The following is a 14572-nucleotide window of genomic DNA, read 5'->3' on the forward strand; positions in this document are numbered from 1 at the left end:
GACCGGTTCGGTGCCTGCGGTGGCGACACCGACCTGGTCGCCTGCTATTTTGAACGTCGTTCAATTCTGTCGCGAAGGATGTCTGCCGTGCCCGAAGTCGAGAAATCCCCGAAGCGGGCAACTGGATTCACCGCACGGGACATGGCGCAGATCGCGGTGTTCGCGGCCCTGATCGCCGCCCTCGGCCTGCCCGGTGCGATCACCGTCGGGTTCAGTGGGGTGCCGATCACGCTGCAGACGCTCGGGGTGATCCTCACCGGTGCGATCCTGGGCGCGCGCAAGGGCACGGCCGCGGTGGCGGTGTTCATCGCGCTGACCATGATCGGGCTGCCACTGCTCTCCGGTGGCCGCACCGGCCTCACCGCGCTGGCTTCGCCGACGGCCGGCTATCTGATCGGCTGGATTCCGGCGACGCTGGTCATCGGGCTGCTCACCGCGATGATCCTGCCGAAGTATCCGATCGTGCTCGGCCTGCTGATCAACGCCCTCGGCGGCATCGTGATCATCTATCTGTTCGGCACCGCCGGACTGCTGGTGCGCACCGATCTCAGCCCGTGGGCGGCGGTGTCGACCAACTTCGCGTTCGTGCCCGGTGACCTGGCCAAGGTCGTGATCGCCACGGTCGTCGCGAAGGGCGTGCATCGCGCCTATCCCGGGCTGATCCGTGCCTGATCGTCGGGCGTCGTGAGCGAGATCATCGTCGACGCGGTGGGTCACCGTTTCGGTGATCGGACCGTGCTGCGCGATATCGACCTGCGGATCACCGAACGCCGGGTCGGCTTCATCGGTGCCAACGGGTCGGGCAAATCGACGCTGGCTCGCATGCTCAACGGACTGCTGAAGCCGACTACCGGCACGGTGACCGTCGACGGGCTCGACGTCGCCCGCAAGGGCGCGCAGGTGCGGCGCAAGGTCGGCTTCGTCTTCACCGATCCCGACACCCAGATCGTGATGCCGACGGTCGCCGAAGACCTCGCGTTCTCGCTGCGCCGCAGCGGCCTGAGCAAGGCCGAGATCGCGGCCCGCGTGCAGCGCATGCTCGACCGCTTCGGGCTCGCCGCGCACACCGACCACCCGGCACACCTGCTCTCCGGCGGGCAGAAACAGCTGCTGGCCATCGGGTCCGCGCTGATCCGCGAGCCCGAGGTGATCGTCGCCGACGAACCGACCACGCTGCTCGATCTGCGCAACGCGCGGCGGGTGTCGCAGGCGCTGAACTCCCTCGATCAGCAGGTGATCGTGGTCACCCACCAGCTCGGGTTGCTCGACGGATTCGACCGAGTCGTGGTGCTGGACAACGGTCGCGTCGTTTTCGACGGCCCCCCGGTGGCGGCGATCGACGCGTATCGGCAACTGATCGAATGATCGGCCTGTATTGCCCCGGCGACTCGCTGCTACACCGGATGCCCGCCGGGGCGAAGCTGGCGCTGTTGCTGGTGTCGATCCTGGCGATGACGGTGTTCGTCCGCGGCCCGCTCGGTGTGCTGGTCGCCGTGGCGGTGGTGGCCGGCCTGTTCGCGCTGGCCCGCGTCTCCTGGCGGGTGGCCTTCGCCCAGGTGCGCCCGGTGCTGTGGATGACCGTGATCATCGGCGTGTTCCAGTTGCTCACCACCTCACCGCAGCGAGCCGTGGTGGTGTGTGGCGTATTGCTCGTGTCGGTGGCCCTCGCGGCCCTGGTCACGGTGACCACGCGGGTGACCGCCATGCTCGATGCGCTGACTCGCGCGCTCGGCCCGCTGCGTCGCGTGGGAGTGAACCCGGAGCGCGTGAGTCTACTTCTGGCGCTGGCCATTCGGTGTGTTCCGTTGCTGGCGCAGATCGTCCACGATGTCGGCGAGGCCCGGCGGGCGCGAGGGGTGTCGTGGTCGGCGACCGCACTGGTCACGCCCGTGCTGGTGCGGGCATTGCGGACCGCCGACGCGATGGGGGAAGCCCTGGCCGCGCGCGGTGTCGATGACGACTGAGGTTGCCATTCCTAGACGACCGGTCGTATAGTTCTTCGCATGGCACGACCACGGCGCAGCGACGACACCAGAGCGCTTCTCATCGAGGAGGGCGCGGCCGACCTGCTGTCCAACGGCTATCACGGCACCGGCATCAAGCAGGTGCTCGACAAGGTCGGGGTGCCGAAAGGCTCGTTCTACAACTACTTCGACAGCAAAGAGGCGTTCGCCCGAGCGGTGATCGAACATCATTCACTGTGCATCCAGCGCAATCTCGCCGACGCCTTCGGCTCTACCGCTGATCCCCTCGATGGCGTGCGCGTCTTCTTCGCGCGGCAGACCGCCGAGTTCGTGCGCACCGACTTCACCGGCGGTTGCCTGCTCGCGAACCTCGCGGCCGAGCTCGAGGGTAGTGACGTGCTGCGGGAAGAACTGACGAGTGCCTGGATCGCCTGGCGTGACAGTGTCGCGACCGCGTTGCGCGCCGCACAGTCCGACGGCACGGTGCGCGGCGATATCGACGCGGTCGACCTCGCCGACCTGCTCCTCGAATCGTGGGAGGGCGCCGTGATCCGGATGAAGCTGCAGCGCACCGTCGAGCCGCTGCACAAGTGCCTGAAACGTCTGCTGGACGACTACTTCCGGCCCTGATCAGGGCCGGGCGGACTGACTGGTTGCCGCTTGTCTATTCCAAGACGACCGGTCGTATCTATGAAAGGGAAGACATCATGTCCACCATCAAGACGGTCATTGTGACCGGATCCTCCAGCGGAATCGGACGCGACATCGCCCGTGCCTTCGTCCAGCGCGGTGACAATGTCGTGCTCAACGGGCGCGATGGTGCGAAGCTCGCGGCGGTGGCCCAGGAGTTGGGCGCGCCCGAGCGCACGGCGGTCGTCGTCGGCGATATCGGCTCGCCCGCAACGGGTTCGGCGCTGGTCGCGGCCGCGGTCGAGCGATTCGGTGGGGTGGATGTGCTGGTCAACAACGCGGGCACGTTCGCGGCGAAGCCGTTCACCGAGGTCACCGCCGACGAGCTGACCGGATACCTCGACGGCAACCTGAAAGGCACCTACTTCACCACACAGGCGGTGGTCCGACGGCTCCGTGAGCAGGGTGTGGGCGGCAGCATCGTCAATATCGGCACGGTACTCGTCACGCACGCGATCGCCGAGATCCCCGCCTCCGCGCCCTTGGCCAGCAAGGGTGCGATCCACGCGTTGACCACGAGTTTGGCGGCCGAACTGGCGGCCGATCGTATTCGCGTCAACGCCGTCGCCCCTGGCTTCGTGCGCACGCCGCTGTTGGCGGGCGGTGACGAGACCGTCTTCGGCGGGTTCGCCCTGCTCGACCGTCTCGGCGACGTCGCCGAAACCACCTCGGCCGTGCTGTATCTCGCCGACGCCGAGTTCGTCACCGGCCACATCCTGCCCGTCGACGGCGGCCTCATTTCCGGTCGAGCAGCCTGAACCAGCGAAAACATCTCCTACGCAACGGATTCGGGTGCGCAGCGACCCGAACTCCGGTCATCCTGAGAGAGCTGCACCCATCGAAAGGACACGCTCATGCCGTACGTGAACATCAAGGTCACCGATGAAGGGGTTACCACCGAGCAGAAGGCGCAGCTCATCAAGGGCGTCACCGATCTGCTCTTCGATGTGCTCGGCAAGGATCCCAACCTCACCTTCGTGGTGATCGATGAAGTGCCGCTGACGGATTGGGGTGTGGGCGGGCTCAACGTCGCCGAGTACCGGGCGAAGCGCGCCGCCCAGGGCTGAGTCGATCGGTGAGCCGGGATTCGGCCCGGCTCACCGTCTCAGGAGGGTCCGTCGAACGGCACCGAGGCATCGAGTGCGAACCAGCCCATGGGGATTCGTCTGCTCCGCGTCGCGAAGTAGCTCGGACCCAGCCACAGATCCGGTTCGATCTCGCGCAGTTCGTCGTAGATCCGCCGGGCCGGTCTACGGGAGCCGACGCGGGGATCGTCATAGTCGAAAAGCACCGCCGCTCGCCCGTCGATCACCGAATCGCCCACCGTGGCGACGAAATTCAACGCACGCATGCCGCCGAGTAGACGGAAGACATTGTGTCCGAAGGCCACCTCGTCCACGTGACGAAACGACTTGGCCACCCAGAAGTACGACGGTCGAGCCATGACCGGCCCCAACAGTCGCTCGCCCGATCCGGGGAACGAGCGCATCGTCACGTCACCGTCGAGCCGCGCGAAGTCGGCCACCGTCACATCGGGTGCCGTGGCGAACAGCCCGCGGAATTCGGTGAGTCCCGCCGCGGACAGCGCGTCGAGGCGGGGTCGGTGATCGGACGGGTAGCGGACCGGCATCAGACCGTTCGCGGACAACGGTGTCGGCTTCATGGGCGGACTCGATTCTGTCGAAACTCGGTCCTCGCATGGTGCCAAGTGGCGGCGCGCGCCGGTGCCGTTTTCGCCGGAGGCGAGGACAGCGGGCCGGGACGCGTGATGCGTCCCGGCCCGCTGTCGGTTTCGATCTCCGCTAGCCGCGCAATGCGTACGGCTCGATCGCACCGCGCTCCAGTGCCCGCGCGTCGATGGTCTCGGCGCGGTAGGGGAGCAGGGCGAGGCGGTCGCGCATGCCACGGACCGGGTCGTCGATCTTCTCGTTCAGGCCGAACAGGAAGGTCCACTCGTGTTCGTCGCTGCCGTAGGGGACCACGGTGGCGAACTGCTCGCGGAAACGCCCCCACGAGCGCTTCAGCGTTTCGTTGCGCCACATGGTCGCACAACCCGCCTGGGCCGACAGCACGCCGCCGGGGGCGAGCAGTGCCTTACATCGGGACAGGAACTCCGTCTCGTAGAGGCGGTTGTGCTGGGCGTCTTCGACACGCTCGTCGGGCAGATCGATGACGATCACGTCGTAGCGGGTGCCCGCTTCCTGCGCCTTCGCCAGGAAATCCCAACCGTCGGCGTAGTGCACGTGGACAGGGCCCTCGTGCTTCACCGCGGCGGTGAGCTCGGCGGTGGTGTAGCCGTAGGGCAGGTGCTCGGCGCACAGCTCCACTTCGCGCTGATCGATGTCGACATGGTCGACCAGGGTCGCCCCGGCCGCCACCGACATCTGTGAGGCCACGCCCTCGCCGGAACCGATGATCAGCACCCGATCGAGCTTCTCCGCGAGCACGAACGCCGGAACCATCATGGCCTCGTGATAGGTGACCTGGGAGAACTCGGTGGACTGGCGGTCGTCGTCGGAGAACAGGGAGATGCCCTGATCGGTCCGCGCGATCACCATGTGCTGGAACGGGGTGTTGGTGTCCACGATCACCTCGTGCAGATCCCAGATCCGGGTCAGGCCGTCGCCCACCGGTTCGTAGATCTTCTCGGCGCCGTGGCCACGCTGGACCGTCTGCATCCGAACTGTGGTGGGGGACAACTTGTCTCGGAGCAGTTCGACTGCTTTGGTCGCGCCCGCACCGATGCTGCCGCAGGTGAAGACGTCGACGAAGATGTCGCCGGACTCCGGATAAGTGTGAATCGAGGCGTGAGACTCCGCCAACAGCGCGAGGACGGTCACCCCCTGCGGATCGAACTTTTTGTGTACGACTTCGCAGATGGTGACGCCCGCCGCGAGCAGAGATTCACGCAACGCCGATTCGAGTCGTTCGAGATCGTCACACAGGTCTGTGTCGACGCCACCGAACTCGGCCAGCACGTGCCAGCCGGTGAATTCCGCCGTCATGGGCAAACTCACTCTCGCTAAAGGGGATGGCAGCCGGCGGAGCCGGCGGGGAGGGTAGGTTCAACGCCCGAGACATGAACGGTCAAGGGCGGAAAACCGTTGAAGGACACCGACGAATAACTCGCGGTATAGGCGCCGGTGTGCAGGATCTGAATCCGGTCACCGGCTCGCAACGTGGTCGGCAGAAGGACCTTCGTGCGTTGATACAGTACATCGTCGCCGTCGCAGGTCGGACCCGCGACCACCGCCACCGACACCGGATCGCCGTCGCGATCGGTGACGAAACGGTAAGCGATGTACTCGTTCTCGGTCTCAGCCATACCGTTGTAGCGGCCGATGTCGAGATACACCCAGCGCCGGCCGTCCGGCGCGAAACGCACGCCGACGACCTCGGCGTGTACGGTGCCCGCGTTTCCCACCAGCGCACGGCCGGGTTCCACGATCAGGCCGGTGGCCGCGGGCAGGAACTCGGCGGCGGCGCCGGTGATGGCGGCCGCGATCGCGTCGAGTTCGGGAGCGGCCTCGGCGTAGGAGATCGGCAGGCCGCCGCCCACATTGACCGCGGCCACATGAATGTCCTTGTCCGCCAAGGCGTTGACGATCTCGCCGGCCTGCTCGATGCCGATGCGCCACGCGGCGGGGTCGAGCTGCTGAGAGCCGACATGGAAATAGGGTCCGCCGACCGTCAGGCCGAGATCGCGGGCGCGCACCAGCAACCGCAGAGCTTCGGCGGGCGAGCAGCCGAACTTGGTGCCGAACGGGGTCCGCGACTCGGGGGCCGAGGACAGGAATCGGCATTCGACCTCCGAGCCCGGCGCGTACTCGGCGATGCGATCGAGGTCGTCCTCGGTGTCGAAGGCGTAGCGCCGCACGCCGAGGGCGAAGGCGCGCGCGATGTGGGCGCTCTTCTTGATCGGGTTGCCGTAGCAGAGCCGTTCGGGCGCGACACCGAGTTCGAGGCACTGGTCGATCTCACCGATGCTGGCGACATCGAATTCGGCGCCCTCGTCGTCGAGCAGGCGGATCACCCGCGCCACCGGTGCCGCCTTGACCGCGTACCTGATCCGGGTGCCCGCGCGGACGGCGGCGTCGAGGGTTCGGTAGTTGGCACGTACCCGCTCGGGGTCGATGACAAGGTACGGAGAATCGGGCACGGTGAACTTTCGGTCGGCAGCCGGGAGAGACTATCAGCGGCGCCTACCCAACAACGAATCCGTCAAACATTCGTCATATTCGTCATAGGCGGTCGGTATTACTCATCCCGCTATGACTGTGACCTCGTCGAACACGACCTCGCCCGCGGCGTCGGACTCCTCGAGATCCACGATCGCGGTGAGTGCCCAGCCATGGTCGCCGGCCGGGTCGTCGATCACCTGGCGCACATGCCAGAAGCCGGGCCGCTGCTCCACCCGGAACAGTTGCGGGCCGCGCGCGTCCGGGCCGGTGCCGATCGTGGCGTACTCGTCGAAATAGGGGGCGAAGTCCTCGGCCCAGTCGGGGCCGGTGCCGAGTTCGTCGAGTTCGTACCAGCGGCGTCGCGACGCCAGCTCCACCCGGCGGAACATGGCGTTGCGCACCATGATGCGGAAGGCGCGTTCGTTGGCCGTGATCGGGCGCACCGTTTCGGCACCGAACGCGATCTGCTGGGCGTCGTTCTCGGCGCCGGGGTTGGTGAGCTGTTCCCATTCGTCGAGCAGGCTCGAATCGACCTGGCGGATCAGTTCGCCGAGCCATTCGGTGAGGTCGTCGAGTTCCTCGGAGCGGGCCGCGTCGGGCACCGTCCGGCGCAGGGCGCGATAGGCGTCGGCGAGATAGCGCAGCACCACACCCTCGGAGCGGGTCAGTTCGTAGTGCGAGATCAGTTCGGCGAAGGTCATCGCGCGTTCGATCATGTCGCGCACCACCGACTTCGGTGACGGTGCGAATTCCGACACCCAGGGGTGTCCGGCCCGGTAGGTCTCGAACGCCGGGTCGATCAGCTCGGACAGGGGCTTGGGCCAGGTGACCTCTTCGAGCAGCTCCATGCGCTCCTCGTATTCGATCCCGTCGCCCTTCATCTCGGCGACCGCCGCGCCACGGGCCTTGTGCTGCTGGGCCATCAGGAGCTGGCGCGGGTCCTCGAGGGTCGCCTCGATCAGGGACACGACATCGAGTGTGTAGGTGGGGCTTTCGCGATCGAGGAGTTCGAATGCGGCCAGCGCGAAGGGCGACAGCGGCTGGTCGAGCGCGAAATCGCGTTGCAGGTCCACGGTGAGCCGCGCCATCCTGCCCTTCGCGTCGGGCTCGGAAAGCTGTTGCACCACACCGGCATCGCGCAGCGAACGGTAGAGGCGGATGGCGCGCAGGATGTGTTTGCGCTGTGCCGGGCGCGGTTCGTGATTGTCCTCGAGCAGGTGGCGCATCGCGGAGAAGCAATTGCCCGGGCGGGCGATCACATTGAGCAGCATCGAGTTCGTCACGGCGAAGCGTGACACCATCGGCTCGGGTGGGGCGGCGATGAGGCGGTCGAAGGTCTCTTCGCTCCACGACACAAAACCCTCGGGAGGCTTGCGGCGCACCACTTTTCGTTGCTTCTTCGGATCGTCGCCCGCTTTGGCGAGCAAGCGGGTGTTCTCCACTTCGTGTTCGGGCGCCTGCACCACCACGGTGCCCATGGTGTCGTAGCCCGCGCGGCCGGCCCGCCCGGCGATCTGATGGAACTCACGGGCCTTGAGCCTGCGGGTGCGTACACCGTCGTACTTGGTGAGGCCGGTGAGCAGAACCGTGCGGATCGGCACATTGATGCCGACGCCGAGGGTGTCGGTGCCACACACCACTTTCAGTAAGCCGTCCTGGGCGAGCTTCTCCACCAGGCGGCGATATTTGGGCAGCATGCCCGCGTGGTGCACGCCGATGCCGTGGCGGATCAGGCGCGACAGGGTCTTGCCGAAGCCCGAGGCGAACCGGAAATCGCCGATGGCGGTGGCGATCGCGTCTTTCTCCGCGCGGGAGGCGAAGTTCACACTGGTCAGTGCCTGGGCGCGTTCGAGTGCGGCAGCCTGGGTGAAGTGCACGACATAGACCGGCGCCTGATGGGTGGTCACCAGTTCTTCGAGGGTCTCGGTGATGGGGGTGCGCACATACGAGAACGTCAGGGGGACAGGGCGTTCGGTGCCCGCGACCACCGTGGTCGAGCGGCCGGTGCGGGCCTCGAGGTCACCGGCGAAGAAGTCGACCTCGCCCAGGGTCGCCGACATCAGCAGGAATTGGGCGCGGGGGAGTTCGATGATCGGTACCTGCCACGCCCAGCCGCGATCGGGGTCGGCGTAGAAATGGAACTCGTCCATCACGATCTGGCCGACCTCGGCCGCCGCGCCCTCGCGTAACGCCAGGTTCGCCAGGATCTCGGCGGTGGCGCAGATGATCGGGGCGTCGGCGTTGACCGCCGCGTCGCCGGTCACCATGCCGACGTTGTCCGCGCCGAACACCTCGCACAGCGCGAAGAACTTCTCGCTGACCAGTGCCTTGATCGGTGCGGTGTAGTAGCTGCGCTGTCCATTGGCCATCGCGAACAGGTGCGCGCCGACCGCCACCAGCGACTTACCGGAGCCGGTCGGCGTCGCCAAGATGACATTGGACCCCGACGCCAACTCCATCAGCGCCTCGTCCTGCGCTGGATACAGGGGTGTGCCCTGTTCGGCGGCCCACGCCGCGAACGACTCGTAGAGCGCGTCGGCGTCGGTCCCGGGAATTTCCAGCAGGTCGGTCAGATCCACTCCGACCACCCTAGTGGGCCCAGCGCCCGAAGCCTGCCACAGACCTGCGCACGGCGGGAGCGACGGCTGAGGTATGCCCAGCGGGCGCAGCTCTCGTGGAGCCCGCGCACCGCCGGAGCGAAGGCGCAGGTACGCGCCCGGTGGTCAGTCCTTGTTGCCGTCGGCGGTGTCGTCGTAGCCGCCCTGCTCGGCCAGGAAGCGCTCGAACTCCGCGCCGAGCTCCTCACCGCTGGGCAGTTCACCGTCGGCGGCCAACAGGCTCGACTGACTTTCCTGGGCGGTGACGAAGCTGTCGTACTGGCGCTCCAGCGCCGTGACGACCGTCTCCACCTCTTCGTTGCCCGCGATGTGCTCGGCGACCTGCTCGCGCACGCGCGCGGCCGCCTCGCCCAGCGCCGAGAGCGGCAGATCCAGACCCGCGTTCTCGGCGAAATTCTCCAGCAGGGTCTGCGCGGCCTCGGGGTAGTCGGTTTGGGCCAGGTAGTGCGGCACGTGCACCGAGAACCCCAGCGATTCGTGGCCGTGCTGGGCCATTCGGTACTCGAGCAGCGACGACGCGCTGCCCGGTACTTGCAACTCACCCGGCCAGCGCTGGTGCTCGCCGATCAGCGAACGATCCGAGGAATGCGCGGTGACGCCGAGCGGGCGGGTGTGCGGGATCGCCATCGGGATCGCCGAAAGGCCGATCGTGCGGCGCACGCCCAGCTGTTCGGCCAGCAGGCGCACCGCGGTGGTGAACTTCTCCCAGCGCAGGTCCGGCTCCAAACCGGACAGCAACAGGAACGGAGTGCCCGCGGTGTCGCGCAGCGCCCACAGGTTCAGTTCCGGCTCGGCGTAATCGGCGAAATGATCGGTCTTGAACGTCATCAGCGGGCGGCGCGACCGGTAGTCGAGCAATTCGTCGACGTCGAAGGACGCGACCAGTTCCGATTCCAGGCTCTCGCGCAGGTGGGTCGTCGCCAGGCGCACGGCGTGTCCGGCGTCGGTGAAACCTTCCAGACCGTGCACCAGCACGGGGCCCGCCCCGTCGTCCGAGGACAACTGCGGCGCCGGGAACTCCAGTTCGTACATGTGCGACTGGTCATCCATCGCGTTTCTCCTTCCTGCGCGGTCCACCATCGCTCGCGGGGTGGGGAAGCGGATCTCCATTGTCCCCCACGCGAGCTGTGCCGTGGCACACGGCCGGGGACGGCTCGTCCTGTTAGGCAACAGTATGGACGCAGCCCGCATTCCCGCCCAGCACGCCGACCGGGCTTCTGACGGTGGTCGATGACGCAGCCCGCATTCCCGCTCGGCGCGGTGACCGGGCTTCTGACGTGGTCGAAGGTGTGCTGAGGATTCACGCACGGCGTGGCGCTGGCGGGCCGATCGACGCGGTGGGGCACAGTGGGCGGTGTGAACGTGGTGCGGGCGACACCGATCCGCGCGGGTGATTCGGGCCCGCGCCGCTGGTGGCTGGGGTTGGCGGCGGTGTCGTTCATGCTGACGGGGTGCGCACAGAGTGTGAGCGGAACGCCGGTCGCCGAGAGTGCGGTGGCCCTGCGACAGGTCGACGGTTCGTTGGCCGAGCTACTGCCGACACCGTCGCTGTTCCCGGCGCGGTACCCGGCGGTGGTCCTGCCCGTGCAGGCGGCGACGGCGGCCGCGGGTGATCTCGACGGCGTGGGGGCGGGCGCGTCCGTTCGCCCGGTGCACTGCACTCCGGCTGAACCGGAGCCAGGGGGCGAGCCGGCGGCGGTGGCGGTGGGAACCGATGACGCGAGCCGGGCGACCCTGACCGTCGAGTTGTCGCGCAGCGCCGAACTCGTCGCCGAGTTGCGCGACCGGCTGCGCGGATGCGTCCAGATGCAAGTCTCGCGCGCGGGCGCGGGCTCGACCGTCACCACCGTGCTCGACCAGGCCGTACCTTCCGGTGCCGACGAAGCGATCGCGTTGCGGCGCACCGTGGTTCCCGATGTCGGTGGTGCGGGACTGACCCAGACGATGCAGACCTCGATAGGTCGGATCGGCGATGTCCGCATCACGGTGACATCGATGACTTTCGGTGCGGGGCAACCGGATACGGCTGCCGTCGACGAGATGTTCGCGACAACCGTCGCCGCCGTGCGCGGTGGCTGAAGCCCCTATCACGAGGCAGTGACACATTCGCCCGCGGCGCATTGCCGGGACCGGGGTTACTCCACAGCGTCGTCGTTACTCACAGGGCGGATGAAAGCCCAGTTCGGCGCCTCGGGTCCGCGGTAGGCGACGGGCACGGTGGAGCCATGACGCCATCGACGAACTCCACCCGCCGGGCCGTGCGCACCGGACCGTTTCCTCGCGCACTCGGCTGTGCCGAATCCACCCCTCGCTATCCCGGCGGGCTGCCACGTCCGCCGGTGCGCGTCGACGAACCCGGCGAACTGATCGCCGCCCTGCCCGCGATGCTCGGCTTCGTCCCCGAACGATCCCTCGTCGTCGCCGTTCTGCGCGAGGTGGCGGGCGGGGCCGCCGAGGCGATCGAGGCGGTGGTGCGCTTCGATCTCGACGTGGCCACCGACACGCGGCTGCTCGACCAGTTCATCGCCTGTCTGGGATCGATCTGCCTGCGCGAGGAGGCCACCGGGGTTCTCGCCGTGTTCGTCGAGGACCGGGCCGAATTCGAGGGCGAGGAAGTCTTGCGCGCGGCCGAGTTGATCGACGTGCTGGCCGAGGACGGGCTCGCGGTTCGCGGCGCCTGGTCGGTGCCTGCGATCGCGGCGGGTCAGCGGTATCACAGCGTGTTCGGCACGTTCGGGACCGGTGTCGTCGCCGACCCGTCGTCCTCGATCGTGGCGGTGTCACATGTGCTGCAGGGTAAGCAGATTCGAGGCTCCCGGCACGAGATGACCGCACTGATGCTTCCCGACGACCTGCTGAGCGCGCGGGTGCGGGCTCAGCTCGGGGCGGCGCACGCGCGGTACCGGGGTGGGCTGATGGCGGCGACACGCGCCGGAAACGCGGCGGCCTACCAGCGGCGGGCGCTGGAATGGGTGCTGTGGCAGATCGCCGACACCGCCTCCGGCGCGCCGCGGGCCGACCGTGAACTCGCGCGACTGGCCGCGACCCTGCGCGACCGGCCGATCCGCGATGCCATGTACGGGCTGGCGCTGGGCGACCACGCCGAGGCCGCCGAGCGGTTGTGGGCGCAGCTGGCCCGGGCGACGCCGGGCAGCGACCGCGCCGAGGCCGCGGCCCTGCTCGGTTTCAGCGCCTACCTGCGCGGTGACGGACCGTTCGCCGGCGTCGCGATCGCCGCCGCGGTGGCGGCCGATGCCGAGCATTCGATGGCGGTGCTGCTGGAGACCTCGCTGCAAACCGGGTTGCGGCCCGAACGGCTGCGCAAACTCGCCCACTGTGGCCATCAGATCGCCGCCGACCTCGGGGTCGACATCGGCCCGATCACCCCCGCAGACCATTGATTCGGCGGTCGACCTCGCCGATTCAGCGGGCGCTGTGGGCGTTCGCGCCCAGGGAACGCAGGAAAGTCCAGGCGTCGGAGACGATTTCGTCGAGGTCGTTGTGCTCGGGCCGCCATCCCAGTTCGGCGACCGCGCGATCACTGGAGGCGATCAGGACGGCCGGATCGCCCGCACGCCGCGGCGCGTCGATCGTTTCGATCGCCAGACCGGTGACCCGCTCGCACGCCGAGATCACTTCGCGCACCGAGAAACCCGTACCCGAGCCGAGGTTGCAGATCCGGTGTGTGCCGGGCTGCGACGACGACAGCGCGAGCAGGTGTGCCTGCGCCAGATCGCGGATATGGATGTAGTCGCGCACACACGTACCGTCCGGCGTCGGCCAGTCGGTGCCGTACACCGAAATGGCCTTGCGGTGACCCAGCGCCACCTGCAGCACGAGGGGGATCAGATGCGTTTCCACCAACCGGTTCTCGCCGAGTCCGGCGTAGGCGCCCGCCACATTGAAGTAGCGCAGGCTGGTCGCGGCCAGACCGTGCGCCGCCGCATAGGAGGTGATGGCGTGATCGATGGCCAGCTTGCTCGCACCGTAGGGATTGGTGGGGCGAGTGGGCGAGGTCTCGGTGATCGGGACCTGCTCGGGCTCGCCGTACACCGCGGCGGTGGAGGAGAACACGAGCCGGGCGGTACCGGTCTCGCGGATCGCCTCGAGCAATGTCAGCGTTTTCACGACATTGCCGTGCCAGTACTTCTCCGGCTGCTCCACCGACTCGCCGACCAACGACTGTGCCGCGAAATGCAGCACACCGTCGAAGGATTCGGCGCGCAGCAGTTCGGGGGCCGCGACGGCGATATCGCCCTCGACGAACCGCGCGCCGGCCGGGACACCGTCGGCATTACCGGTCGAGAGGTCGTCGACGACGACGACCTCGTGACCGGATTCGAGCAGTACAGCGGCGCAGACGCCGCCCACATAGCCGGCGCCGCCGGTGACGAGAAGTTTCACGAATCAGACCAGCCTCACCTGGACGGCATGCGCCATCTCTTCGGACAGTTCGAAACCGTTGTGGCCGGGCACCGTGATCAGGACCGCACCCGGTTTGGTCTCGACGGTCACGCGTGCGTCGGGCACCACGCCCGCCTCACGCAACCGCCCGATGACCTCCGGGTCGGTCTGGATGTGCTCGGCCAGCCTGCGTACGACCACCGCGTGCAGGGCGCCGTTGGGCAGATCGGAGAGCCGGATCAGCGTCTCCTCGGCGGCGGCCGCGTCGGCCAGGCCGAGCTCGTCCAGACCGGGAATGGGGTTGCCGTAGGGCGAGGTGGTCGGGTGGTTGAGCACCTCGATCAGGCGACGCTCCACCTCCTCGCTCATCACGTGTTCCCAGCGACACGCCTCGGCGTGCACGTTCTCCCAGTCCAAACCGATGATGTCGACCAGCAACCGCTCTGCGAGCCGGTGCTTGCGCATCACCGACACAGCCATGGATCTGCCTTTGTCGGTGAGCTCGAGATGGCGGTCGCCGGCGACGAGCAACAGGCCGTCGCGCTCCATTCGCGCGACCGTCTGGCTCACCGTCGGACCACTCTGCTCGAGGCGTTCGGCGATGCGCGCACGCAGCGGCACCACGCCCTCTTCCTCGAGGTCGTAGATGGTACGGAGATACATCTCCGTGGTGTCGACCAGATCCTTCACCTGATACCCCTTCGTCAGCACGAAT

At 67.7% G+C, this 14572-nt stretch carries 15 protein-coding genes; 8 read left to right on the plus strand and 7 right to left on the minus strand.

The genetic code is table 11. From position 1 onward, the window contains the following. The first annotated feature begins 78 nt into the window (after nucleotides 1–78). The 6 genes from ACFWUR_RS11580 (at nucleotide 79) to ACFWUR_RS11605 (ending at nucleotide 3721) form a co-directional block, all read left to right on the plus strand. Nucleotides 79–672 (plus strand): biotin transporter BioY, encoded by a 594-nt coding sequence (locus ACFWUR_RS11580; RefSeq protein ID WP_235569322.1) that lies wholly within the window; start codon nucleotides 79–81, stop codon nucleotides 670–672. Nucleotides 673–684: 12 nt separating this feature from the next. Continuing rightward, nucleotides 685–1365 carry an energy-coupling factor ABC transporter ATP-binding protein gene (locus ACFWUR_RS11585; protein WP_378905632.1) on the plus strand — a complete coding sequence of 227 codons (681 nt, stop codon included), beginning with the start codon at nucleotides 685–687 and terminating at the stop codon, nucleotides 1363–1365. Then, nucleotides 1362–1964, plus strand: a complete 603-nt coding sequence (locus tag ACFWUR_RS11590) for an energy-coupling factor transporter transmembrane component T family protein (RefSeq protein WP_378905635.1) — start codon at nucleotides 1362–1364, stop codon at nucleotides 1962–1964. Before ACFWUR_RS11585 ends, ACFWUR_RS11590 begins: the two co-directional genes overlap by 4 nt. A gap of 39 nt (nucleotides 1965–2003) precedes the next feature. Beyond that, on the plus strand, nucleotides 2004–2594 hold the full coding sequence (locus tag ACFWUR_RS11595; RefSeq protein ID WP_378905642.1) for a TetR family transcriptional regulator C-terminal domain-containing protein: 591 nt from the start codon (nucleotides 2004–2006) through the stop codon (nucleotides 2592–2594). 77 nt (nucleotides 2595–2671) lie between these two features. Further along, nucleotides 2672–3412 (plus strand): SDR family NAD(P)-dependent oxidoreductase, encoded by a 741-nt coding sequence (locus tag ACFWUR_RS11600; protein ID WP_378905645.1) that lies wholly within the window; start codon nucleotides 2672–2674, stop codon nucleotides 3410–3412. Nucleotides 3413–3508: 96 nt separating this feature from the next. Then, the gene (locus tag ACFWUR_RS11605; protein WP_378905648.1) at nucleotides 3509–3721 is read left to right on the plus strand and encodes a 4-oxalocrotonate tautomerase family protein; all 213 of its coding nucleotides are present in this window, start codon (nucleotides 3509–3511) and stop codon (nucleotides 3719–3721) included. A gap of 38 nt (nucleotides 3722–3759) precedes the next feature. Here ACFWUR_RS11605 and ACFWUR_RS11610 read toward each other — a convergent pair whose 3' ends face one another. The 5 genes from ACFWUR_RS11610 to ACFWUR_RS11630 form a co-directional block, all read right to left on the minus strand. After that, on the minus strand, nucleotides 3760–4317 hold the full coding sequence (locus ACFWUR_RS11610; protein WP_378905651.1) for a hypothetical protein: 558 nt from the start codon (nucleotides 4315–4317) through the stop codon (nucleotides 3760–3762). 139 nt (nucleotides 4318–4456) lie between these two features. Continuing rightward, entirely contained in the window at nucleotides 4457–5659 is a 1203-nt protein-coding gene (gene speD, locus ACFWUR_RS11615; protein ID WP_378905654.1) for an adenosylmethionine decarboxylase, read from the minus strand. 17 nt (nucleotides 5660–5676) lie between these two features. Continuing rightward, on the minus strand, nucleotides 5677–6813 hold the full coding sequence (locus tag ACFWUR_RS11620; RefSeq protein WP_378905657.1) for a type III PLP-dependent enzyme: 1137 nt from the start codon (nucleotides 6811–6813) through the stop codon (nucleotides 5677–5679). 102 nt (nucleotides 6814–6915) lie between these two features. Next, nucleotides 6916–9414 (minus strand): DEAD/DEAH box helicase, encoded by a 2499-nt coding sequence (locus tag ACFWUR_RS11625; protein WP_378905660.1) that lies wholly within the window; start codon nucleotides 9412–9414, stop codon nucleotides 6916–6918. Nucleotides 9415–9558: 144 nt separating this feature from the next. After that, nucleotides 9559–10503 carry a PAC2 family protein gene (locus ACFWUR_RS11630; RefSeq protein WP_378905663.1) on the minus strand — a complete coding sequence of 315 codons (945 nt, stop codon included), beginning with the start codon at nucleotides 10501–10503 and terminating at the stop codon, nucleotides 9559–9561. Between the two features lie 306 nt (nucleotides 10504–10809). Between ACFWUR_RS11630 and ACFWUR_RS11635 the strand changes: the two genes are divergently transcribed. Continuing rightward, nucleotides 10810–11532, plus strand: a complete 723-nt coding sequence (locus ACFWUR_RS11635) for a sensor domain-containing protein (protein WP_378905666.1) — start codon at nucleotides 10810–10812, stop codon at nucleotides 11530–11532. Nucleotides 11533–11678: 146 nt separating this feature from the next. Beyond that, the gene (locus tag ACFWUR_RS11640) at nucleotides 11679–12854 is read left to right on the plus strand and encodes a DUF4192 domain-containing protein (RefSeq protein ID WP_378905668.1); all 1176 of its coding nucleotides are present in this window, start codon (nucleotides 11679–11681) and stop codon (nucleotides 12852–12854) included. Between the two features lie 22 nt (nucleotides 12855–12876). Here the strand turns inward: ACFWUR_RS11640 and galE are convergent, their stop codons facing one another. Together galE and ACFWUR_RS11650 are read right to left on the minus strand one after the other, a co-directional pair. Beyond that, entirely contained in the window at nucleotides 12877–13857 is a 981-nt protein-coding gene (galE, locus tag ACFWUR_RS11645) for a UDP-glucose 4-epimerase GalE (RefSeq protein WP_378905671.1), read from the minus strand. Nucleotides 13858–13860: 3 nt separating this feature from the next. Continuing rightward, nucleotides 13861–14547, minus strand: a complete 687-nt coding sequence (locus ACFWUR_RS11650) for a metal-dependent transcriptional regulator (protein WP_378905813.1) — start codon at nucleotides 14545–14547, stop codon at nucleotides 13861–13863. Nucleotides 14548–14572: the final 25 nt, after the last annotated feature.

The organism is Nocardia sp. NPDC058633, from assembly GCF_042717045.1.
Classification (GTDB): Bacteria; Actinomycetota; Actinomycetes; order Mycobacteriales; family Mycobacteriaceae; genus Nocardia.